The 21,804-nt window shown below is 59.2% G+C and carries 18 protein-coding genes; 9 read left to right on the top strand and 9 right to left on the bottom strand.

Annotation, left to right across the window (positions count from 1 at the left end; genetic code table 11):
* Nucleotides 1–101 precede the first annotated feature (101 nt).
* Complete coding sequence (truA, locus tag ACR0I0_RS11200) at nucleotides 102–869, top strand: tRNA pseudouridine(38-40) synthase TruA (RefSeq protein WP_480486862.1); 768 nt, start codon at nucleotides 102–104, stop codon at nucleotides 867–869.
* A 1-nt stretch (nucleotide 870) separates the two neighbouring features.
* Here the strand turns inward: truA and ACR0I0_RS11195 are convergent, their stop codons facing one another.
* From ACR0I0_RS11195 to ACR0I0_RS11180, 4 genes are all read right to left on the bottom strand, one after another.
* A complete protein-coding gene (locus tag ACR0I0_RS11195) occupies nucleotides 871–1,806 on the bottom strand; it encodes a nickel/cobalt transporter (protein WP_480491439.1) in 936 nt (311 codons plus the stop codon).
* The gene (locus ACR0I0_RS11190) at nucleotides 1,791–2,438 is read right to left on the bottom strand and encodes a DUF1007 family protein (RefSeq protein ID WP_480491437.1); all 648 of its coding nucleotides are present in this window, start codon (nucleotides 2,436–2,438) and stop codon (nucleotides 1,791–1,793) included. The genes ACR0I0_RS11195 and ACR0I0_RS11190 overlap by 16 nt, the downstream gene beginning before the upstream one ends.
* A gap of 72 nt (nucleotides 2,439–2,510) precedes the next feature.
* Nucleotides 2,511–3,317 carry a thioesterase family protein gene (locus ACR0I0_RS11185; RefSeq protein ID WP_171724455.1) on the bottom strand — a complete coding sequence of 269 codons (807 nt, stop codon included), beginning with the start codon at nucleotides 3,315–3,317 and terminating at the stop codon, nucleotides 2,511–2,513.
* Between the two features lie 7 nt (nucleotides 3,318–3,324).
* Nucleotides 3,325–3,552, bottom strand: a complete 228-nt coding sequence (locus ACR0I0_RS11180) for a hypothetical protein (protein ID WP_171636793.1) — start codon at nucleotides 3,550–3,552, stop codon at nucleotides 3,325–3,327.
* 130 nt (nucleotides 3,553–3,682) lie between these two features.
* Here ACR0I0_RS11180 and ACR0I0_RS11175 point away from each other — a divergent pair, with 130 nt between their 5' ends.
* Nucleotides 3,683–4,618, top strand: a complete 936-nt coding sequence (locus ACR0I0_RS11175; RefSeq protein ID WP_480491435.1) for a 2-hydroxyacid dehydrogenase — start codon at nucleotides 3,683–3,685, stop codon at nucleotides 4,616–4,618.
* Nucleotides 4,619–4,633: 15 nt separating this feature from the next.
* On the opposite strand, the gene ACR0I0_RS11170 is transcribed toward ACR0I0_RS11175, so the two are convergent.
* Entirely contained in the window at nucleotides 4,634–4,990 is a 357-nt protein-coding gene (locus ACR0I0_RS11170; protein WP_209834911.1) for a hypothetical protein, read from the bottom strand.
* A 325-nt stretch (nucleotides 4,991–5,315) separates the two neighbouring features.
* On the opposite strand from ACR0I0_RS11170, the gene ACR0I0_RS11165 reads away from it, so the two are divergent.
* From ACR0I0_RS11165 to ACR0I0_RS11150, 4 genes are all read left to right on the top strand, one after another.
* Entirely contained in the window at nucleotides 5,316–5,639 is a 324-nt protein-coding gene (locus ACR0I0_RS11165; protein ID WP_170344942.1) for a hypothetical protein, read from the top strand.
* Nucleotides 5,640–5,693: 54 nt separating this feature from the next.
* The gene (locus tag ACR0I0_RS11160) at nucleotides 5,694–6,680 is read left to right on the top strand and encodes a type I glyceraldehyde-3-phosphate dehydrogenase (protein WP_480491433.1); all 987 of its coding nucleotides are present in this window, start codon (nucleotides 5,694–5,696) and stop codon (nucleotides 6,678–6,680) included.
* Between the two features lie 152 nt (nucleotides 6,681–6,832).
* Entirely contained in the window at nucleotides 6,833–8,638 is a 1,806-nt protein-coding gene (locus tag ACR0I0_RS11155) for an autotransporter assembly complex protein TamA (protein ID WP_171636786.1), read from the top strand.
* Nucleotides 8,635–12,723, top strand: a complete 4,089-nt coding sequence (locus ACR0I0_RS11150; protein WP_480491431.1) for a translocation/assembly module TamB domain-containing protein — start codon at nucleotides 8,635–8,637, stop codon at nucleotides 12,721–12,723. The genes ACR0I0_RS11155 and ACR0I0_RS11150 overlap by 4 nt, the downstream gene beginning before the upstream one ends.
* A gap of 269 nt (nucleotides 12,724–12,992) precedes the next feature.
* Here the strand turns inward: ACR0I0_RS11150 and fdhF are convergent, their stop codons facing one another.
* From fdhF to ACR0I0_RS11135, 3 genes are all read right to left on the bottom strand, one after another.
* Nucleotides 12,993–15,776, bottom strand: coding sequence for a formate dehydrogenase subunit alpha (gene fdhF, locus ACR0I0_RS11145; protein ID WP_480491430.1), 2,784 nt, complete (start codon nucleotides 15,774–15,776; stop codon nucleotides 12,993–12,995).
* 13 nt (nucleotides 15,777–15,789) lie between these two features.
* Nucleotides 15,790–17,493, bottom strand: coding sequence for an NAD(P)H-dependent oxidoreductase subunit E (locus ACR0I0_RS11140; RefSeq protein WP_480491428.1), 1,704 nt, complete (start codon nucleotides 17,491–17,493; stop codon nucleotides 15,790–15,792).
* An 85-nt stretch (nucleotides 17,494–17,578) separates the two neighbouring features.
* Entirely contained in the window at nucleotides 17,579–18,460 is an 882-nt protein-coding gene (locus ACR0I0_RS11135; RefSeq protein WP_171636780.1) for a LysR family transcriptional regulator, read from the bottom strand.
* Nucleotides 18,461–18,675: 215 nt separating this feature from the next.
* Here ACR0I0_RS11135 and ACR0I0_RS11130 point away from each other — a divergent pair, with 215 nt between their 5' ends.
* A complete protein-coding gene (locus ACR0I0_RS11130; RefSeq protein WP_171636778.1) occupies nucleotides 18,676–19,068 on the top strand; it encodes a GFA family protein in 393 nt (130 codons plus the stop codon).
* 78 nt (nucleotides 19,069–19,146) lie between these two features.
* On the opposite strand, the gene ychF is transcribed toward ACR0I0_RS11130, so the two are convergent.
* On the bottom strand, nucleotides 19,147–20,244 hold the full coding sequence (ychF, locus tag ACR0I0_RS11125; protein WP_171724461.1) for a redox-regulated ATPase YchF: 1,098 nt from the start codon (nucleotides 20,242–20,244) through the stop codon (nucleotides 19,147–19,149).
* 198 nt (nucleotides 20,245–20,442) lie between these two features.
* Here ychF and ACR0I0_RS11120 point away from each other — a divergent pair, with 198 nt between their 5' ends.
* On the top strand, nucleotides 20,443–20,931 hold the full coding sequence (locus ACR0I0_RS11120) for an acyloxyacyl hydrolase (protein ID WP_171636774.1): 489 nt from the start codon (nucleotides 20,443–20,445) through the stop codon (nucleotides 20,929–20,931).
* A gap of 78 nt (nucleotides 20,932–21,009) precedes the next feature.
* Nucleotides 21,010–21,801 (top strand): tryptophan synthase subunit alpha, encoded by a 792-nt coding sequence (gene trpA / locus ACR0I0_RS11115; RefSeq protein ID WP_209834901.1) that lies wholly within the window; start codon nucleotides 21,010–21,012, stop codon nucleotides 21,799–21,801.
* Nucleotides 21,802–21,804: the final 3 nt, after the last annotated feature.

The following is a 21,804-nucleotide window of genomic DNA, read 5'->3' as shown; positions in this document are numbered from 1 at the left end:
GCCCCGCAATTATCGTTTCACCCAAGATAGGTAGAGGGTACCGCACATACCAGCGCTTTCGCCCCCTTGCCCGTTCCCGCGCCGCGCTGTACCAGCGGCACATGCCCAGATACGCGTTGAAAGTCGAATACCAGGGGGAACCGTTTGCCGGATGGCAGCGGCAGAAGGATCAGCCGTCCGTGCAGGGCGCAATCGAACAGGCCCTGTCCCGTATCCAGCCGGGTGCGCATACGATTGCTGCCGCAGGGCGTACCGACGCCGGGGTTCATGCGTTGGGTCAGGTCGCCCATTGCGACATGGCCAAGGAGTGGGACCCGTTCCGCCTGTCCGAGGCGCTAAACTATCACCTCAAACCGCAGCCGGTGGCGATCGTGGACGCCGCACGCGTGACCGACGATTGGCACGCGCGGTTTTCGGCGGTCGAACGGCAATACCTGTTCCGCGTCCTGATGCGACGCGCGCCTGCAACCCATGATAAAGGGCAGGTTTGGCAGATCAATCATCCGCTGGATGTCGAGGCCATGCAGGAAGCGGCGAACATGCTGCTGGGTCGCCATGATTTCACGACCTTCAGGTCGTCGATTTGCCAGGCGGCCAGCCCGGTCAAAACTCTGGATGAGTTGCGGGTTGAACAGGTTCAGGGCTTTTCCGGCCCCGAAGTTCATTTTCACGTAAGGGCTCGGTCATTCCTGCACAATCAGGTGCGCAGTTTCGTCGGAACGCTGGAACGTGTGGGCGCCGGAGCGTGGACCCCGGAGGAGGTGCGTGAGGCGCTGGAAGCTGCCGACCGTGCAGCCTGCGGGCCGGTGTGCCCGCCGCAGGGGCTGTATCTGGCGCGGGTCGGATATCCGGAACCGGTGTTCGACTGACCTAAATCGCACGCAGCAGCAAACCACTTGCGATCACGGCAATGATCAGCCCGGCGACCAGTTCGATGGTTGGGGCCAACACCGATGCGAACCGTGTGGCTGAGGCTGAGGCCAGCAGACCTCCGCGAAGGCCAAAGGACGTCCATCCCACCAATGTCGTCACCAGCGCCGTGCCCAATGCCATGGCAAAAGCCCCGGCGATACCAACCATCGCGATGCCCATCTGCCACGTCAGAATCAGCACGAACAAAGCCCCTGTGCATGGTCGTGCCGCGATGCCCGCAATCAGGATAAGGGCCTCGCGCAGTGAACCCACATTCGCAACTTCCTGCGCGGTCGGGCCATGGCGGTGGCCGCAATCTGAACAGACTTCTCCATCGTGGTGGGGATGATGCGAGTGATCATTTTCCTGATGATGGTGCTCATGGGGCGATGTGGTATTCCGTTTCTTTGCAAAACTGCGCAAGGACCGGACCACCAGCCAAAGACCGATAAGGACGATCGCTCCGTAGCTTATCGGAGCCATGACCTGTTCCGTCGTTCCAACAAGGCTTTCACGGGACATTTGGAACACCAGCACCCCGGCATAGACCAAGACGACGGCCGTCACCGCCTGCCCCAGGCTGGACAATACACTGATCGCCGACAACCGCCAGAAGGCGACACGCCGACCCAAACCGTAACCCCCGATCAGGACCTTTCCGTGGCCGGGGCCGATGGCGTGAAAGAACCCGTAGGCGAAACAGACCGTCAACAGCGTTGCCACCGCCTCGGGTTGCTCGGCACGCGCGGCACGCAAGGACCGGGCGATCTGGTTCTGGAATTCTCGTTGCTCCCCCGCAGCCCAGGCCGCAAGGCTGTCAAAGCCTCCGCTGCCCCAAAACCAGAGCAGCAGTGCAATCGCCAGGCCGACAGGCAGGATCAGGTAGCGGGACATGAAACGCGGATCTCGGTGGCAAAACGTTCACCGACCAGAGGGATGTCATTTTCCTCGAAGTCATAGTCGGCGTCCAGGGTCAGCAGAAAGGCCTGCATCTGGGCCAGTTCGCCGTCGATATCCGGGTCAAACCGGTCAATCTGGCACGCGGCGGGGCCCGTCACGGTCACGGGTCGCGTCACCTCGTACGCGGTATAAAACGTCTCATCAAACGCTTTCGCAGACAGCGCCGTGGCCGCGACGGAACCGGCCTCCACCGCCCTGAGATGCGTGGTGACAACGCGCCCGTCTTCAACTGTCGCCTGCGCCTCCATCGGGCCCGACAGCGCGACGGGGGTTCCGTCTGTGGTAACGACAAGATCGCCGTTATATCCTTCCACCCACTGCGTATCGAACCCGGTCAGGAACCGTTCTTCGCTTTCCGTCAGAACGCCGTCAGCATCCTGATCCAGCTTCATGTCTTCCAGAACCAACAACGAGTAGAATTCGTCATACGCCCAGGTCACGCGAACATGGGTCAGTTGACCAGCGTCATCCACGATGAACTCCAGCCCGGTATCAATGAAGACATGGGGGTGGGCGTTGGCCTCCATCGGCAAACAAAGGATCATAGTGGTTATAAGATAACGCATAGGTGCAAGATAGGTCTCCGTCCGCGTGGCGGCAACGACATTTTCACTCCCGATGCGAAATCCGGCCCACCATCAGGTCGGCGGAAACAGAACCAGTGTTTGCAGCGCAGTACCCACTGGACCTTGCGTATCAAAGAGCACGGACTGAGACATGCCGATGCCGGAAGGCTGCCAATGCGAAATCGATTTTGAGGCCAGCCAATCCGAAACCGGTTCACGGTGGATATGCACGGTCAGGTCCGTATTCATGAACCCCATTTCAGTGGTCGGCGCATTCCATGAGATACCGTTTCCACAATCGGCCAACGGGCACAGGGCCTGTATGGGCGATTGATCCTCGCCCTGCAAAAGCTGCGGAGTACGCATCCAAATCGTTTTGGGCCCGGCCCCCTGTTTTCCCCCTGCGGGATAGCGAATATCGCTGTAATGGGCAAAGCCTGGCAGATCGTGGCGAATTTCACCTATCGGAAAAGGGCCATCGACAACGTCCTCTATTTTCGGCGCATCCATCTCGACATTCGGCACCTGCCCCAGATCGCGCCGCAACAGGTGCATGGTTGTTGCCGTGGCGCACAACGTATCGTCGAGATCGTGCACCGTGACCCGCGTGGTCCCAAGCGTCTTTGTGTGGCGCGTGGTCTCTGCCGCAACGCGAAGCCCGGCCAGCGGGAGCGGCCTCAGCAAATCGACAGTCAGTCGGGTCAGCATCTTCTCGGGGCCGATTTCGGTTTCCGCGGCCCGTACGATCAAGCCGCTGACCGGCCCCGCGTGGCAATGTGCGGCAGACCAAGGCCCGCGCGCGGCATCGTTACCAACAAACGCCCCGTCCTCGCGCTGATGAAAATAAGTCGTGTTGGTAAAGTCGAGCGCTTCCGCCATGTGATCCTCAGGTTTGTTCTTGCGCAAATCGTTTCCGTTTGTCTGAACCCAGGCGTTCAAACACTTTCCCCATTCCGACTTTGGCGGCGAAAATGTAGGACACGCCGGCCTTGCGATCAGTTTCGCCATTACCGCCAGGGACACATGCGTCATCCATCCGAGTGACCTCGACCCCGGTCATATCAGCAACGTCTTGCAGATGATCATGAATTTGCACGGCCAGGCTGATTGTCATGTTTTCGGAAATGTCCCTCTGAAGCACCGGGTCCGGGCTATACTTTTGCCTCAAGGATGGCTTAACTGCCCGGGCCCTGTCCACCGCAGTGACGGGACGTCACCACATCAAACACATGCAGGAGCCGCACATGGCGTTGTTGATCGAAACCGGGCTGTCCAACTGGATAAGTGATGACGAAATTGCCCGCAGTTTACAGGCCGTGTTACCGGATGCGGATATCCGCACCGCCGAAACGTTGGGCAATCCTGATGACATAACCATGCTGGCCGTGGTTGACATGCAACGTGACCACCCGACGCGATTGCCGAACCTGAAACTGGTACAAAAGCTGGGCGCAGGGGTCGAGACCATTGTCAGCCATCCCGGTCTGCCCGGTCACGTTCGCATCACCCGCCTGAAGCCTGACGCACCGGCACAGGGCATTGCCGAGTGGTTTCTGGCCTATATCCTGCGCGCTCAGCGACACATGGCGTTTCACGAAGCGGCTCAAACCCGCGCCGAGTGGTCCCCGCGAGCACCGGTTTTTACCCCGGACACCGTGGTCGGTGTTCTGGGTCTTGGCCACATCGGCGCCCGCACCGCGCGGATGCTGCACGCCGTGGGCTTTCAAGTCATGGGCTGGAGCCGTACGCCCAAAGCCATTGAAGGCGTAACTTGCATGCATGGGCAGGACGCGTTGCCCGCGCTTCTTGGCCAATGTGACCACGTTTGCGCCATCCTGCCCTCGACCCCTCAGACCGCTGGCCTGTTTGATGCCCGGATGCTGGCGGCGATGAAACCCGGCAGTCAGCTGCTGAACGCCGGGCGCGGAAATCTGATTGATGAGGGCGCCCTTATCGCGGCACTGGACGCAGGGGTTCCGGGCCATGCCGTTTTGGACGTCACCTCGCAGGAACCTTTGCCACAAGACAGCCCGCTATGGCGCCACCCCGGTGTGACGATCACACCACATGTTTCAGGCTGGCATCTGGGCGACGCCTTGTCGGATGTGGCTGAAAACTTCCAGCGCCTCAGCTCCGGCGCGGCCTTGCTGCATGAAGTCAATCGTGATCAGGGTTACTGAAATCTGAGCTGATGATCAGGGCGTAAGGATCCAATTGCCGTTGCCGTCGTTGCACCGGCGGGTTCGGATTTCCCTGCTCTGATCACCGCCGTCCGGCTGAATCACATGCTGAAGACCAACGCAGTTTCCCTGTACCGATCGCACCCGGATTGTCCCTTTGGAACCCGTGTCGTCATTCTTCCATGACCGTTCCTGGCCCACGGAAGGCGTACCGCTGGTCAAAAGCGCGTTCGAGGCTGCGTTGACCACTTCGAAATCTGCCGGAGACAACCCCATCTCGGCTATGATTCGGGACAGCGGCTTGGCCTCGACCACGGTGTTCATCAATAGAATGCCGCATGCGGCGATGGCGGTAAAACTTGGGGCATTCATGGCGGCCTCGCAGAGCTGAAATCATTTGTGGTCAAGGTTATACCCCTAACCCGGCAGGGCCAAGCCCCCGACACGTACCTTCGAAGCATACCAAAAAATCTGTCTGCGTGCCCCCTGTTCGCAAGCCCGCAACACAGGCGATCCGGGGTGGGTCAGGCATTGGCGGCACAGGTGCTGCAACCGGCATTTGCCATTGCCCACAGCTCGTCGGTAACACCTGCCCGACGGGGTGGCGTCGCAAATTTCTGACCTTGGGGCTTCACAGGCGGGCCGGAATTTGCTGAAATCCAAGTAAATTCTGATTTTGAGCACTGGAGATTGTTCCATGAAACTACGCCCTGCCCTGCTGGCCGTCGCAGCACTCGCTTCATCCGCGGCCCTTTTTGCATCCCCCATCTCGGCCAAGGAAGAAACCAAATCCGTGTTCGTCATGAGCCGCACCTGGGCGGTGACACAGGTTTCCGACGCGCCGGTCGTCTATCGCGCCACGCGTGACAACAACAACCTCAACCCATTCGGCCCGCCACCGCGCCTGCGCACCGTTCAGGCCATTGCCGCAATTCAGCAGGCAACCGGGTGCAAGCCGATCGTGGCCAGCATGTATCAGAACATCTCGGGCCAGTTTTTCTCGCAGGTCAGCTGCAACTGACACAGCGTCAGATCAGGCATTGAGGTCGCCGGACCGGCCTGCCATAGCTTGCGCATGAAACTCGCAATTAACGGATTCGGCCGTATTGGCCGTACGATCCTGCGGCAGGTTCTGGCCCTGCCGACAGGGTCAGATATCGAGCTGGTGCTGATCAATGACATCGCGCCGCTGGACACCTGTGCATACCTGTTCAAATACGACAGCACATTTGGCCCCTATTCCGGCGATGTGTCCACAGGGAACGCCGCGCTGATCGTGGATGGGCACTCGATTCCCATGACCCACAGCGATGATCTGTCCCGCGTTGATCTGTCGGGCGTTGACGTCATGCTGGATTGTACGGGTATCGCCCGCAGTTCGGACGTTGCGCGTCGCGGTTTGTCTGCGGGCGCAGGCAAAGTGCTGATCTCAGGCCCCTCCCCTGCTGCTGATGTCACCATCGTTCTGGGTGCGAACGAAGACCAGTTGGGCAGCGCCCGGATTGTGTCAAACGCATCCTGCACCACAAATGGGCTGGTGCCACTGGTCAAGGTCATCGACGATATCGGCGGTATCGTGTCGGGGCACATGACCACCATCCACTGCTATACCAACAGCCAACCGATGGTGGATGCGCCGCGCGGCGACCTTGCCCGTTCCCGGGCGGGGGCGCTGTCGATGGTTCCGACCACATCGAGCGCGATGCACCTGATCGATGTCGTCCTTCCGCATCTGGCCGGGCGTATCTCGGGCGCGGCTGTCCGCGTTCCGACGGCAAGTGTGTCAGCCGTGGACCTCGTGGTCACATTGCAGCGCGGCATGAGCGCCGAAACCTTCGATCAAGCCCTGAAACAATCCGTTGCTGCATCCCCGGTGCTTGGCTGGACTGATTTGCCGCTGGTCTCGTCCGACTTGCGGTCCCGCCCTGAATCGCTGGTTGTTGCCGGGCCCGAGACCCGTATGGTGGGTGAAAATCAGGTCAGGGTCTTTGGCTGGTACGACAACGAATGGGGCTTCTCGGCGCGAATGCTGGACGTGGCCCGCCTGATGGCAGCCGAATAGCCGGGCGGCAACCTCAACACAATTTGGCCGAAAAAATTCTCGTCTCATGTATAATTCCTTTCCCCATCCGCTTTCAGATGCTCTAACCTGAATTCAAAGGACCGTGCACGACACGGACAAGAGAACTGGAATTGGGACAGTTGGGGCAATTCATGCAAAGGAGCAAGCGGCAATGCCGCCTGGGGCGCTGGCTGATGGCCACAGTTGTGACTTTGGCCCCAACCACGCTGGCGGCGCTGGAAACGTCTCTCACCGCCCCTGGTGCATCGAAAGAACTGGTTGAACGTCTCAAGCAGACATCCTCAGTAACCACGGCTGAAGAACGCGGCCTCGACACCCCGCTTGAAATCCTCTCGGCGGCCTTGTCGGATTACCGTACGATCGTGCAAATCCTTTACGACGAGGGCTATTTCAGCCCGGTCGTCAGCATCAAGCTTGATGGACAGGAAGCGGCCGAGCTGAGCTCTCTCACGGTGCCTGCACAAATAAACCGTGCTGCGATTGCCGTTGAAACCGGGCCAAGCTTCAAATTCGGCACCGCCACTGTTCAGCCCCTGGCCCCTGAAACCAAACTCCCCGAGGATTTTGCCCCCGGGAAACTGGCGACGACCGGTGCCATTCAACAGGCCTCCTCGGCCGGTGTTCAGGGATGGAGGGACGCGGGTCACGCAAAAGCCGGAATTGCGGGTCAGACAATCATCGCGCGCCACGCCCAAGCTCGTCTGGATGCCCAGATCGACCTTGATCCCGGGCGCAGGCTGACATTTGGCAAGATGTTCATCAAGGGCAATTCAGATGTACGCCACAGATCCATCGAAAAGATCGCCGGGTTCCCAAGTGGAGAGGTCTATTCCCCTGAGAAAATCCAGAAGGTGGGAACACGGTTGCGCCGGACCGGCACGTTCAACGTGGTCTCGTTGCAGGAACGAGAGACTCCAAACCCCGATGGCACACTGGATTTCGACGCCACGTTCGAAGACCTGCCCAAACGTCGGTTGACCTTTGGTGTCGAACTGGCCTCTCGCGATGGTGTGGATGTGACGGCGACGTGGACCCATCGCAATATGTTCAGGCGCGCAGAACGTCTGCGCTTCGAAGCGGCGGTTCGAAATATTGGCGGTGCAGAGGATATTGATGGCCGGATCGGGCTGCGTCTGGATCAACCTGACCGGCTTGGACCTGATGACAACACCTTCTGGAGCGCCCTGCTGGAACGCCGCAACACGGAAAACTACAATGTGACGGTGGCTTCGCTGGCCTATGGTGCGCGCCGGACGTTCTCGGACAATCTTTACGCCGAGGCATCGGCCGGGTTCCAGTGGTCGGACGCGGATGACGCATATGGCAGCGGGCGCAAGTTCAGGTATTTCATCGTTCCGTTCCGATCCGAATGGGATGAGCGTGACAGCAAAGTCAGTGCAACGCGCGGTTTCTATCTGGATTCCCAGATCATGCCCTTTGTCGGCTTTTCCGGCAGCGACACGGGAATTCGTCTGTTTTTCGACGGTCGTGCCTACACCAGCCTTGGTACCGGAGGACGGGTTGTACTGGCGGGGCGGGCGCAACTGGGATCGGTAATCGGTCCTCCCGCAAATGGCGTCACGCCCGACTTTCTGTTCTTCTCGGGCGGTGCGGGAACCGTTCGCGGGCAGCCGTATGAAAGCCTCGGCATTCCGGTCGGAAGCGGCGTCGCGGGCGGCAAGTCATTTATTGGCTTGTCCGGCGAGATCCGAGGCAAGGTGACCGACAGCCTGTCGCTTGTCGGGTTTTACGACTACGGTGTCGTCGATACATCTTCGTTTGTCGGCAGCGGCGCGGAAGACCACTCGGGCGCCGGTATCGGCGTAAGATACGATCTGGGCGGGTTTGGCCCCTTGCGTCTTGATCTGGCCTATCCTGTCAGCGGTCCCACCGGGGACGGGCTACAGTTCTATATCGGGATCGGACAGGCATTTTGAGACGGCACCTTTCATATCCTCTGCTGATCGCCGCGCTGGCAATCGTGCCTGTGGCCGGACATCCGCAGGAGGACGAAGGCGGCAGCATGATTGAGCGGTTCCTGCAGGATACCCTGTCGGGCGACGATCAGAACGTCACCGTCAAGGGCCTGCAAGGTGCACTGAGTTCACGTGCCACGATTGCCGAGATCACGGTTGCCGATGACGAAGGGGTCTGGCTGACTATAAAGGACGCCGAACTTGACTGGAACCGGCTGGCTTTGATCCGTGGGCGGTTCTCGGTCAATGCCTTGACTGCACAAGAAATCGACGTTGCCCGTGCGCCGGGCACCACCACCAAAGACACGCCGCCGCCAACCGCAGAAACAAAAGGCTTCCAACTGCCTGAACTGCCCGTAGCCATTGAAATCGGTGAAATTCGCATCGACGAGCTGGCTTTGGGCCAGCCCCTGATCGGAGTGGCCGCAGAACTGGCGGTTAGTGGCAACCTGTCACTGGCCGACGGAACGCTGGACACCAACCTTGATATCACGCGGCTGGACCGGGCGGGCGATGAGATCAAGTTGGCCGCGGGCTTTCAGAATTCAAACAGCCAGATCAATCTTGATCTTCAGGTGACAGAGGCAGCGGGCGGCCTGATCTCGACCGCTCTTGAAATGCCGGATACCCCGCCTATCGCGCTGACAGCGAAAGGGTCCGGACCCGTGACCGATTTTACGGCCGATATCGGTCTCAGCAGCGATGGTCAGCCTCGGGTGACAGGGCAGGTTCGGTTACGCTCGGCCCCGACTGCCGCGGCTAGCGCGGAAGAGGGCATTGCGTTTACTGCCGATCTCGGCGGTGATTTGACACCTTTTGTCGCCGAAGAAATGGATACGTTTTTCGGTGCCAAAACACAGCTCTATGTGGATGGGCGAACCCAACCTGAAGGTGCGCTGGAAATTGACGAACTTGAGATCTCGTCACAAGCACTGAACCTGAAAGGCCAGTTACAGTTGGCGGCAGGTGGGCGATTGCAACTCGCGGCCCTGCAAGGACGCATAACGCCACCGGAGGGTGAAAGGGTAACTCTTCCAGCCTCGGGCGGTGACACGTCCGTTGGAGCGGCACAGATTTCGGCGCTGTACGACGAAAAAAACGGCAATCATTGGGACCTGAGCCTGACTGCGAACGCCGTGCAGGCCGAGCAAGTTAATTTGGAGCGCGCGCAAATTACTGCTCACGGGACCTTGGAACAGGGCGCAGCGCTAAAAATCAATGGCAATCTGCAGGCCGCGTTGGACGGAATTGATCTGGCGGACGAGGCCCTGAATGCAGCAATAGGCGACCTCATCACTCTGGATGGCACCTTTGACTATGGCAGTGACCAATCCCTGAACCTGACCGGTCTCGAACTAGTTGGTTCGGATTACGAATTGGGTGTCGACGCATTGGTCAGCGGCTTGTCCACCGGTTTGGCCATCGACGGCACCGCCACTTTGGAAGCCACGGATTTGTCCCGGTTTTCGGAACTGGCCCAACTGGAGCTGGGAGGCCAGGTTTCGGCCCGTCTAAACGGTAAAGGCTCACCACTGGAAGGCAGTTTCGACGGCAAACTGGAGGTCGAAGGAACCGACCTCTCGACCGGGCGTGATGACATCGATCCGGTGATCAAGGGCAACACAGCAATAACGCTCGACGCCAAGCGTGGCGCAGATGGCATAACCATCCAAGATTTCACCCTGATCGGTGATACCTTGCGCGCCCAGGCCGACGGCACCGTAACGACCCCTGATGGCAACGTGACGATCGATGGTCAGGCGACGGTCAATTCCCGGGACCTGTCCGTGTTTTCGGGCCTTGCCAAACGCGAGCTTGGGGGAGCAGTGCAAGCGAAACTGAACGGAAAAGGAACTGTTCAGACGCTGGAGTTTGACGGCACGGCCAGCGTATCGGGCCGGGATATCAAAACCGGTCTGGCCGAGATCGACCCGCTGTTGGTCGGTCGCAACGAGATCACGTTCGACGGTGCGCTGAGCCAGGAACAGATTGTGATCCGCGACGCATCGGTGAACGGTTCAGCGCTGACCGTCAAGGCCTCTGCCACCATAGACGACCCAAGGAAAGCCCTTGCCATTGACGGGCAGGTCAATCTGAACATCCCGGACCTGTCACCGTTTTCAAGCCTTGCAAAACGCGATCTGGCAGGGGCGATCCGTGCGGATATTGTCGGCAAGGGCGCAGTCGGCAGCAAAGCGTTCGACGTAAAAGGCAATCTGGCGGCGGACGACATCAAAACCGGGATCGACGCCGTTGACGACCTGATCCAGGGGCGAACGAACCTGACCGTGGACGCGATGAACGACGATGAAGGCCTGGATATCCGTACGTTCCAACTGATTGGAACGGCCCTTTCGGCGAATGCATCGGGCAAGCTGAACCGAGACGCCGGCGGTTTGGACTTTTCCGCCAAACTGGATGACCTTGCCCGTCTGTCGCAAACCTTGTCCGGCCCGCTGAACCTGAGCGGGAACGTCGCTCCGACCGGCTCTGGGTTGGAAGGCACTGCCCGCCTGGACGGGCCTGACAGCTCTTACGCCAGCCTTCAAGGAACAGTCGGCCAGAATGGCTCGGCTGATGTGGATTTTGACGCCAAACTGAACCGGATCGAGCGGTTCGTTCCCGAATTTCCCGGCACTGTGGCAGCAAAGGGAACGGCCAAACGCGATAACGGTGTCTGGACGATTGACGCCAAGGCGCAAGGGCCTGCCGACATAGACACCACGTTGGCTGGCACCTTTGATGAAACCAGCGGTCAGGCGGATCTGAAGGCACAGGGCGGCATCAACCTTGGGATCGCGAATGTCTTCATCACACCCAACAAGATCGACGGGTCGGCGCGCTTCGATCTGGCACTCAAGGGTGCTCCGGCGCTGGCGTCGCTGAGCGGTTCAGTCACCACTTCGGGCACATCCCTTGCCATTCCGGGTGCTGGTCAGACCATTACCGGGATCAGTGGTCAGGTGGATCTGGCGCAAAGTCGCGCAAACATTACACTGAATGGCGGAGTTCGGGCGGGAGGCAACTTTACCGTCAACGGGCCTGTTGACCTGACCCCTCCGTTCAACGCCCAGATTACCACCACCCTGAACAACCTGGTGCTGACAGACCGGTTGCTGTATGAAACCACCCTGAACGGTCAGATTGCCATGACCGGGGCGTTGGCCGGAAACAGTTCGCTTGCCGGTCAGATCACGTTTGACGAAACCAACATCAACCTTGCCGCCGCGTCCGGCGCGGTAGGCGCGGCACCTATCCCGGACATCCAGCACATCAACGAAAGTCGCGCCGGTTTCATCACGCGAGAGCGGGCCGGATTGGTCGTGACCGAAGGATCGGAGAAAAGCGCATCCCGTATTGCGCTGGATATCAGCCTGCTTGCACCCAAGGCGGTTTTCGTCAGAGGACGAGGGGTGAACGCAGAACTGGGCGGTCGAATTTTCATCGGCGGTACCACTGCCTCTGTTGTTCCGTCCGGTCAGATCGAACTGATCCGAGGGAATTTCGACATTCTGGGCCGCAGATTGGCACTGACCAAGGGGATCGTCACATTGCAAGGCGACCTGACCCCGTATATCGAGTTCGAGTCTTCAGCCAGCACGTCTGACGGCACCGCGACGATCGAAATTGCCGGCCCGCTGGATTCACCTGAGGTCAATGTGTTTTCCGACCCTGAACGTCCGGCTGAAGAAGCGCTGGCAATGTTGCTGTTCGGGAACCGGTTTTCAGAAATCTCGCCTTTCCTGATCGCGCAAATGGCAGCATCACTGGCGCAGCTTAGCGGTGCGGGTGGTGATGCAACCAAAGGTCTCCGCGACTCCACCGGAGTCGACACGGTCGACATAGGAGCTTCGGAAAGCGGCGCGGGCCGTTTGGGCGCGGGCGCGTACCTGGGTGAAAACCTCTATACGGATTTCACCGTGAACACCGAAGGTGACACCGAAGTGAACCTAAACCTCGATGTCACGGACAATTTCACGGTGCGCGGTACGGTCGATGGCCGAGGGGAAACCGGCCTGGGTCTGTTCTTCGAGCGTGACTATTGACCAGCTGCCAATAAAAGCCGCGTTGAGCCATCCGTTTGTTTCGCACCAGCAGGTGACGGGTGTTCACATTGCCTTATGGACGCCTGGTTCCGATTTCGTTGGTGGTCGCGATGCCATCGCCAGTGCGGAAATTTGCGTGGTGCCGCGACCAAATGAAAACGCGACGAATTGCCGGGGCAAGTCAGATGAGGCAATCGTTTGAACGACGGCGCGGCAAAGAAAAAAGCGGCCCCTTCCAGAGGCCGCCCTTGTTCAGTCTGGCCGCGATCTTACTCCGCTGCCATCGCATCCTCGATCTTTTCGACACGAATGGCCGAGAACTTGAACTCGGGGATCTTGCCGTAGGGGTCGATGGCCGAGTTCGTCAGGATGTTCGCCGCCGCTTCGACATAGGCAAACGGGATGAACACCATGTCTTCGGCAATGGCCCGGTCGGCGCGCACCATGATTTCAATCGAACCGCGACGCGTGGTCAGGCGGATCATTTCGCCCGGTTCAATCCCCATCAGCTTCAGCGTGCGCGGGTTCATCGAGCAGTTGGCTTCTGGCTCGACCGCGTCAAGAACCTTTGCCCGGCGGGTCATTGAACCGGTATGCCAATGTTCCAGCTGACGGCCGGTGGTGGCAATCATCGGGTATTCATCATCGGGCGCTTCATCAGGCGGGATGACATTGGCCGGAGTGAACCTTGCTTTGCCCCCCGCGCGGGGGAAGCCATCGCCGAACACAATAGGCTGGCCGGGATCGGTTTCGCTGAGCGACGGATAGGTGATCGTCTCGTTTTCCAGCCGTTCCCACGTGATATTGTCAAGCGACTGCATGGTCAGTTTCATCTCGGCAAAGACCTCGGACACTTCTGTGTAATCCCAGTTCAGCCCGATACGCTGCGCCAGTTCGACCGTGATCTTCCAATCCTCGCGCGCCTCACCCGGAGGCGCCACGGCCGGACGGACACGTTGCACCTGACGGTTGGTGTTCGAAACCGTGCCGTTCTTTTCATACAGCGCCGAGGCCGGCAGGATGATGTCGGCATAGTTCGCGGTTTCGGTCAGGAAGATGTCCTGCACGATCATCAGGTCCAGCTTGGCCAGGGCCTCACGTGCGTGGCCAACATCCGGATCGGACATGGCCGGGTTTTCACCCTGAATATACATGCCCTTGATGTTGCCTGCATAGGCTTGGTCAATGATCTCGGTGACGGTCAAACCCTTCTCGTTTGAGAAATCGTCCGATTTCCAGACCTCGGTGAACTGCGCGCGAATGCCGTCATCCGTCACCGTCTTGTAGTCCGGCAGGAACATCGGGATCAGCCCGGCGTCTGATGCGCCCTGCACGTTGTTCTGGCCCCGCAGAGGGTGCAGACCCGCGCCGGGTTTGCCGACATTCCCGGTCATCAGGGCCAGCGAGATCAGGCAGCGCGAATTGTCGGTGCCGTGGATATGCTGGCTGACGCCCATGCCCCAAAAGATCAGACCCGCCTTGGCATTGGCAAAGGTGCGCGCAACGCGACGCAGCTGATCCGGATCGATGCCGCAGATCGGTGCCATCGCCTCGGGCGTGAACTGGCGCAGGTGCTCTTTCTCGGCCTCCCAGTTCTCGGTCCAGCGGTGGATGTACTGGCTGTCATAAAGCTCTTCTTCGACGATCACGTTCATGATCGCGTTCAGCATCGAGACATCGGCACCGGGCCGGAACTGCAGCATTTCGTCCGCGAATTTGCGCATGCCGACGCCGCGCGGGTCCATCACGATCAGCTTGCCGCCGCGCTTGGCGAACTGCTTGAAATAGGTGGCCGCGACAGGGTGGTTTTCAATCGGGTTCGACCCGATGATGATGGCCACATCGGCATTCTCGATCTCGTTGAAGGTCGCCGTCACCGCGCCCGAGCCCACGTTCTCGATCAGAGCGGCAACGGACGACGCATGGCACAGACGGGTGCAGTGGTCGACATTGTTGTGTTTGAAACCCTGACGGATGAACTTCTGGAACAGATAGGCTTCCTCGTTGGTGCATTTGGCCGATCCAAAGCCCGCAACGCTGCGCGGGTCTTGGTCGCGCAGGGCGATCAGTCTGGTGGCCGCCAGATCCATCGCCTCTTCCCAGGTCGCTTCGCGGAAATGGGTCGACAGGTTGCCGGGATCAACGTTCAGACCTTTTGCCGGTGCATCCTCGCGCCGGATCAGCGGTTTGGTCAGGCGGTGCGGGTGGTGGATATAGTCGAACCCGAACCGGCCCTTGACGCACAGACGGCCTTCGTTGGCGGGGCCGTTGATGCCCTCGACATATTTGACCTTGCCGTCCTTGACCTTGAGGCTGACCTTGCAACCCACCCCGCAGAAGGGGCAGACGCTTTCGGTTTTGGAATCGTAATCCTTGCTGTCGCCATGCTGCTGGTCGTCCAGGACGGTGGCGGGCATCAGCGCGCCGGTCGGGCAGGCCTGAACGCATTCGCCGCAGGCCACGCAGGTCGACTCGCCCATCGGGTCGTTCTGGTCGAACACCACCTGCGCGGTATGCCCGCGCCCGGCCATGCCGATCACGTCATTCACCTGAACGTCGCGGCAGGCGCGGACGCAGAGGTTGCAGTTGATGCAGGCATCCAGATTGACCCGCATCGCCACATGGCTGTCATCCAGCAACGGGATCTTCTCGGGCTCTTTCGCCGGAAAGCGGCTGTCGCTGACATCGTTCAGCTTGGCCATATCCCAGAAATGGCTCGATTTGTCATGCGGCTGCTCGGGCTGGTCGGCCACCAACAGTTCCATGACCATGGCGCGCGATTTCTCGGCGCGGTCGGTGTCGGTTTTCACCACCATCCCGTCAGCCGCCGGACGGATGCACGAGGCGACCAGCGTACGCTCGCCTTCCACCTCGACCATGCAGGCGCGGCAGTTGCCATCGGGTTTGTAGCCCGGCGCCGGTTTGTGACACAGATGCGGGATCACCAGTCCACGGCCGTTGGCCGCTTCCCAGATGGTGGTGCCTTCGGGCACGGTGACGTCATCGCCGTTCAGGTTGAAGGTGACGGTCTTGTTTGGGCTTGCATCAAGCATGGCTCTGTCTCCCTCAGATTTCTTCAGCGAAGTGTTTCATGACCAGGCGGATCGGGTTCGGGGCCGCCTGCCCCAGCCCGCAGATCGAGGCGTCGCCCATCACCTGGCACAGATCTTCCAGCAGGTCGGTATCCCACTTCTCGGCCTGCATCAGCTTGACCGCTTTTTCGCAGCCCGCCCGGCAGGGCGTGCACTGGCCACAGCTTTCGTCCTCGAAGAACCGCAGCATGTTCAGCGCCGCATCGCGGGCCGTGTCCTGATCGGACAGAACCACAACCGCAGCGGATCCGATGAAGGTGCCCAGCGGCTGCAGGGTGTCAAAGTCGAGCGGGACGTCGTCGATGCTGGAGGGGAGAAGACCTGACGACGGCCCGCCCGGTTGATACGCCTTGAACACATGACCTTCGGCCATGCCCCCGGCGGCATCAATCACGTCAAGAATGGTCGACCCTGCCGGCAGCAGGTAGACGCCGGGTTTCGCCACCCGGCCCGAGACCGAATAGCTGCGCAGCCCCTTACGGCCATTCTTTTCAACTGAATTGAGGATCTCCGGACCTTCCCGGCAGATTTTGGACACCCAGTAGAGCGTTTCCACGTTGTGCACCAGCGTCGGGCGGCCGAATACGCCGACCTGCGCCACGAAGGGCGGGCGATGACGCGGCAGGCCCTTTTTGCCCTCGATCGATTCGATCATTGCGGATTCTTCGCCGCAGATGTAAGCGCCCGCGCCGCGACGTAGGTCAATATAGCCCGGCTCGACGATTCCGGCATCTTCCAGCGCGGCAATCTCGCGCCGCAGAATCTCCAGCACAGCTGGGTATTCGTCGCGCATGTAGATGAAGCAGGTTTCCGCCTGAACCGCCCAGGCGGCGATCAGCATACCTTCGAGGAAAACATGCGGCGTGCGTTCCAGATAGTAGCGATCCTTGAAGGTGCCGGGTTCGCCCTCGTCCCCGTTCACGGCCAGATAGCGCGAGCCGTCATTCATGCGGACAAAGCCCCATTTCTTGCCCGACGGAAAACCGGCGCCGCCCAAACCGCGCAGGCCCGAGGCCAGAACCTGTTCCTGAACCGCTTCCCAGTCGCCGCCCTCGCGCAGCTCTTTCAGCTTGGTATAGCCGTCATTGGCCTCGTAGGCCGCGAAGGTTTCGTAATCGGGTAGATGAGCATGGGTGTCATCGGCAGCAATAGCGGCCTGCACTTTTTCAGGGGTCGCGTGGTCGATATGGTTGTGACCAATCTCGAGCACCGGTGCCGTGTCGCAGCGCCCCATGCAGGGAGCGCGCAGAACGCGCACTTCGGACGGGTCCAGCCCATCCTCCAACGCTTTTTTCAACTGCTGCGCACCAGCCATTTCGCAGGACAGGGAATCACAGACACGAATGGTCAGCGCGGGGGGCTGTGTTTCACCTTCTTTCACCACGTCGAAATGGGCATAGAAGGTCGCGGTCTCGTAAATCTCGGCCTGCCCGATCCGCATCTCGACGGCCAGCGCGGCAATATGGTCGGCGCTGATATGGCCGTGCGTGTCCTGAATCAGATGCAAATACTCGATCAACAGGTCGCGGCGGCGTGGGCGGTCGCCCAGCAGGCGCGCAATTTCGGCCTGTGCTTCATCCGTAAACTGTCGGCCTTTGGGCGTGTGCCGCCCCTTGCCTTTACCTGACTTCCAGACGCCCTTGGGTGCGCCTGATGGCTTGGTGTCTAATGGTGCCATAATGCCCTCCGATTCAGGCCCCGTGTCTCATCAGGCTAGCATATCGTCAAATCGCTTTTTGCAATCGCACGATAACGACATCTTATCACCGTAAAGACGTCACCACAGCGCGCAGTGCCTGCACCGTTGGCAGTTCAGGATCTCGGCTCAGGGTGGCCAGACAGATCGGTTTGCTGACAATCGGATCGACCAGCGGCAGCACCTTTGTCCCCTGCAACTCGCCCAATGCCCGAATAAGGACACGTGGCACAACCGTGGCAGCCAGCCCCTCGCGTGCCATCACCATCGACGCGGTAAATCCGCTGGTTTCGGCAACCACGTCCGGGTGCAGCCCCTGTTCGGCAAAGATACGATCCAGAATACGCCGGTTTTGCATCTGCGGCTCGAGCAGGCTCAGCGGAAATTCAGCCACGCGCGCCCAAGGCAAGGGGCCGTTTTCGTCCGTCATGTGTGACGGAACCAGCAGAACATAGGTTTCCTCGTACAAAGGTTGCACCTGTCGCAGATCGGTCCCGATGCTGTCGCCATATGTTATCCCGGCGTCCAGGCTTCCTTCGTCCAGCCGGTGTTGAATGGCGGTGGCAGACATGGTTTCGATGCGCGTAACGATGCGCGGATGCGCTTGCCGAAAGCGTTTGGTGAGGCGCCCGGTAAAGGCGATGGCCGTCGGAATCACGCCAAGGATCAGCGTACCGGTGATCTCGCCCTTGGTGGCCAGCACCTGCTGTTCCAGTGCTTTGGTGTCATCGAGAATACGACGGGCCCGCTGGACGATCATCTCGCCCTCTTCGGTCAGACCCTGAAACCGGTTGGCGCGGCGGACGATAGAGACGCCCAATCGGTCTTCAAGGTTACGGATACGCATCGAGAACGCGGGTTGAGATATCCCGCATTCCTCTGCCGCCTTGGCAAAATGCCGATGCCGCGCCAAGGCACTGAGCAATTGCAGGTCGCGAATTTCGATCATCTCAGGGCATTCCTGTTGGCGGGTCGTTCGTCAGAGTATCGGATATTCGACGGCAAAGAAAAGAGCGCTTAAATTGCGCGGGCTGCGACTTGTGATTCCCGAACTCAAGGCATTTACCATGCAGGAACAGTGAATCGTATGACGTCTTCAACCAAGCGAAACAAAGCTGACAAAACCCGGAAATTACCTTAGCTTCCAGAGGCGGAGGTTTCAGGATGACGGAACGAATAACAGGTGGGTGCAAATGTGGCCTGGTTCGCTATGCAGGCACCCGACTTGATGTACCAATGTTTCGCTGTCACTGTCGCGACTGCCAGCACCTCACAGGTTCCGGGCATTCAGAGATGATGCCTTTGGTCCGTGACTCTTTTGAAATAAGTAGTGCTTGCAAAACGTACGAAATGCTGGGCGGGTCGGGCAACCCAACGTTCAGCGGCTTCTGCCCGAACTGTGGAGCGCAACTTACAAGGCGCAGCAGTCTTATGGATGATCGTATCTATGTTCACGCATCATCGCTAGATGATCCGCGAAAATACAACCCGGAAAAATCAATCTATCAAGAGTCTGCGCAATCTTGGGATGCAACCTCAGTCGTCGGACAGACTTAAAAGCACAGGACAGTTCATTTCCCGATTTGAGTTGGCGGGCCTCGATACGCCAATACGATTGCGGATTGTGGCGCAATTTCAGGTGTTGAACAAAAAGTGCATCACGTCGCCATCCTTGACGATATAGCTTTTCCCCTCGGCCCGCATCTTGCCTGCCTCTTTCGCCCCCTGCTCGCCGTTGCAGGCGACAAAGTCTTCATAGGCGATGGTCTCGGCGCGGATGAATCCCTTTTCGAAATCACCATGAATGACACCAGCCGCCTGCGGTGCAGCGGTGCCGGTGCGGATGGTCCAAGCGCGGGCCTCTTTCGGGCCGACCGTAAAATAGGTTTCCAGTTTCAGCAGGTCGTAACCGGCACGGATCAGACGGTCGAGACCGGGCTCTTCCAGACCCATTTCCTCAAGGAACATCTGTGCCTCGTCCGCTTCAAGCAGACTGATCTCTTCTTCGATCTTGGCGCTGATAATGACGTGAGAGTTGCCCTGGGCGGCAGCCATCTCGGCGACTTTCGCCGAGTATTCGTTGCCTTCAGCGGCTTCTTCCTCGGACACGTTGCAAACATAAAGAACCGGCTTGGTGGTCAGCAGTTGCAACATCTTCCAGGCCTTGGCGTCCTCGTCCGAAACCTCGACCAACCGTGCAGGTTTGCCGCCTTCCAGCATCTTTTGCGCTTCGGCAAGCAGGCGGTCCTGCTGTTGGGCCTCTTTGTCATTGCCTTTCAGCTTGCGCACCAGATTGGCGCGGCGCTTTTCGATGCTTTCCAGATCGGCGAGCATCAGCTCAGTCTCGATGGTGTCAGCATCGGCCACGGGGTCGATGCGGCCTTCTACATGGGTCACGTCGCCATCTTCGAAACAGCGCAAGACATGGGCGATGGCATCGACCTCGCGAATATTTGCCAGAAACTGGTTCCCGAGCCCCTCGCCTTTCGAGGCCCCCTTCACCAGTCCGGCGATATCCACGAATGTCATGCGCGTCGGGATGATCTGTTTTGACGATGCGATTGCGGCCAACTTGTCGAGCCGCTCATCCGGCACGGCCACATCGCCGACATTGGGCTCAATCGTGCAGAACGGGAAATTCGCGGCTTGCGCGGCAGCGGTTTTGGTCAACGCATTGAACAGGGTCGACTTGCCCACGTTCGGCAGACCCACGATTCCCATCTTAAAGCCCATAACGGCCTCCTGCATAGAATACGAACGCAGCTTCTATGCAGGTCCGCATCAATGCGCAAGTGATTGCCGGGCCACTTTGTTTGAGTCCCTTCGGCCACATCACGAAATTGTTCTCAAATCGTGTTCTTGTCGGCCCTGAAAACCGAAGGGTAGGATGAACAATTAACATAGCGCGATCAAATTAAATGGCAGAATATAATGGAAAAACTACTTCTTGCAGCCGTACTGACGGTCTCTACATTTGCTACAGCCCATGCTCAGACGGTTGTTCTTGGTGCCGGGTATTCAGATTTTTCCGAGGCGACGTCCGAAGATCAGGCACTGATCGCTCTCGAGTACCATCACACTCCTTTTCACCAGGCAACTCGGTTCAGTGCTGGCTGGGGTGCTGCGTTTTCTGTGAACGAAGACGGGGATACGCATATCGGTGTTGGGCTGGTCGGGCTGTATTCTCTGGGTGAGCGCTGGTTCGTCGAAGGCAGTGTCATGCCGGGATACTTCAATGCCAGCAACGACCAGAACGACCTGGGCGGAGACTTTCAGATCCGCAGCCTTTTGGGTCTTGGATATAACCTGAACAACGGCAACAGAATGTCAGTTGCGATCACGCACAAGTCGAACGCCAGCACCAACGATGAGAACCCTGGTGTAAACGCGGTTCTGCTGCGGTACCATCTGGGCTTCTGAGCTATTCCTGCGTTGGCGGGATTGATTTTCGGTCAAAGTTTCTGCACACGGGTCCAAACCCGATTGCAAGGACATCCGATGACCCGTATCGACGCTAAGTTTGCCGCCCTGAAAGCCGAAGGAAAGAAGGCTTTTGTTGCCTATGTGATGGCAGGGGACCCGGACTATGACACCTCGCTCGACGTGGTCAAAGGCCTGCCCGGCGCGGGTGTGGACATCATCGAACTTGGTTTGCCCTTCACTGATCCGATGGCGGATGGCCCCACAATTCAGGCAGCGGGTCAACGCGCGTTGGACGGCGGGATGACGTTGCAGCGCACATTGGATCTGGCGCGCGCGTTCAGGGAAACAGATGACACAACGCCAATTGTCCTGATGGGGTACTACAACCCGATTTACAGCCGGGGTGTAGAGGCTTTTCTGGCCGATGCCAAAGATGCCGGTATTGACGGGCTGATCGTTGTCGATCTGCCGCCCGAGGAAGACGAAGAGCTTTGCCTGCCTGCGCAGGCGGCCGGCCTGAACTTCATTCGTCTTGCAACACCTACCACGGATGACCAGCGCCTGCCGCGCGTTTTGCAAAACACCTCGGGCTTCGTGTATTACGTCTCAATCACTGGCATCACCGGCGCGGCCGAGGCGCAGGCAACGGATGTGGCCCCCGAGGTTGCCCGTATCCAGGCCGCAACCGAGCTGCCGGTGATCGTGGGCTTTGGCATCAATACGCCCGAGAAATCCCGCAATATCGCGTCCGTGGCAGATGGTGCCGTAGTCGGATCGGCGATCGTCAGCCAGATCGGTGCAGGCAAACCGGTCAATGAAGTGCTGGATTTTGTAAAGTCCCTGTCGGATGGCGCTCATAGCGCCTGATCC

The sequence above is a fragment of the Ruegeria sp. AG6 genome (genome assembly GCF_056541565.1).
The sequence above is the reverse complement of the archived record's forward strand: the minus strand, read 5'-3'. Positions and strand labels throughout refer to the sequence as shown.

What these genes read in the sequence shown, in the direction of transcription:
- ACR0I0_RS11175 (WP_480491435.1), top strand. Translation starts at nt 3,683, where the DNA reads ATGGCGTTGTTGATCGAAACCGGGCTGTCCAACTGGATAAGTGATGAC.
- ACR0I0_RS11170 (WP_209834911.1), bottom strand. Translation starts at nt 4,990, where the DNA reads ATGAATGCCCCAAGTTTTACCGCCATCGCCGCATGCGGCATTCTATTG.
- ACR0I0_RS11165 (WP_170344942.1), top strand. Translation starts at nt 5,316, where the DNA reads ATGAAACTACGCCCTGCCCTGCTGGCCGTCGCAGCACTCGCTTCATCC.
- ACR0I0_RS11160 (WP_480491433.1), top strand. Translation starts at nt 5,694, where the DNA reads ATGAAACTCGCAATTAACGGATTCGGCCGTATTGGCCGTACGATCCTG.
- ychF (WP_171724461.1), bottom strand. Translation starts at nt 20,244, where the DNA reads ATGGGCTTTAAGATGGGAATCGTGGGTCTGCCGAACGTGGGCAAGTCG.
- ACR0I0_RS11185 (WP_171724455.1), bottom strand. Translation starts at nt 3,317, where the DNA reads ATGGCGGAAGCGCTCGACTTTACCAACACGACTTATTTTCATCAGCGC.
- ACR0I0_RS11140 (WP_480491428.1), bottom strand. Translation starts at nt 17,493, where the DNA reads ATGGCACCATTAGACACCAAGCCATCAGGCGCACCCAAGGGCGTCTGG.
- ACR0I0_RS11135 (WP_171636780.1), bottom strand. Translation starts at nt 18,460, where the DNA reads ATGATCGAAATTCGCGACCTGCAATTGCTCAGTGCCTTGGCGCGGCAT.
- ACR0I0_RS11120 (WP_171636774.1), top strand. Translation starts at nt 20,443, where the DNA reads ATGGAAAAACTACTTCTTGCAGCCGTACTGACGGTCTCTACATTTGCT.
- ACR0I0_RS11180 (WP_171636793.1), bottom strand. Translation starts at nt 3,552, where the DNA reads ATGACAATCAGCCTGGCCGTGCAAATTCATGATCATCTGCAAGACGTT.
- ACR0I0_RS11195 (WP_480491439.1), bottom strand. Translation starts at nt 1,806, where the DNA reads ATGTCCCGCTACCTGATCCTGCCTGTCGGCCTGGCGATTGCACTGCTG.
- ACR0I0_RS11190 (WP_480491437.1), bottom strand. Translation starts at nt 2,438, where the DNA reads ATGCGTTATCTTATAACCACTATGATCCTTTGTTTGCCGATGGAGGCC.
- truA (WP_480486862.1), top strand. Translation starts at nt 102, where the DNA reads ATGCCCAGATACGCGTTGAAAGTCGAATACCAGGGGGAACCGTTTGCC.
- ACR0I0_RS11130 (WP_171636778.1), top strand. Translation starts at nt 18,676, where the DNA reads ATGACGGAACGAATAACAGGTGGGTGCAAATGTGGCCTGGTTCGCTAT.
- trpA (WP_209834901.1), top strand. Translation starts at nt 21,010, where the DNA reads ATGACCCGTATCGACGCTAAGTTTGCCGCCCTGAAAGCCGAAGGAAAG.
- ACR0I0_RS11155 (WP_171636786.1), top strand. Translation starts at nt 6,833, where the DNA reads ATGCAAAGGAGCAAGCGGCAATGCCGCCTGGGGCGCTGGCTGATGGCC.
- fdhF (WP_480491430.1), bottom strand. Translation starts at nt 15,776, where the DNA reads ATGCTTGATGCAAGCCCAAACAAGACCGTCACCTTCAACCTGAACGGC.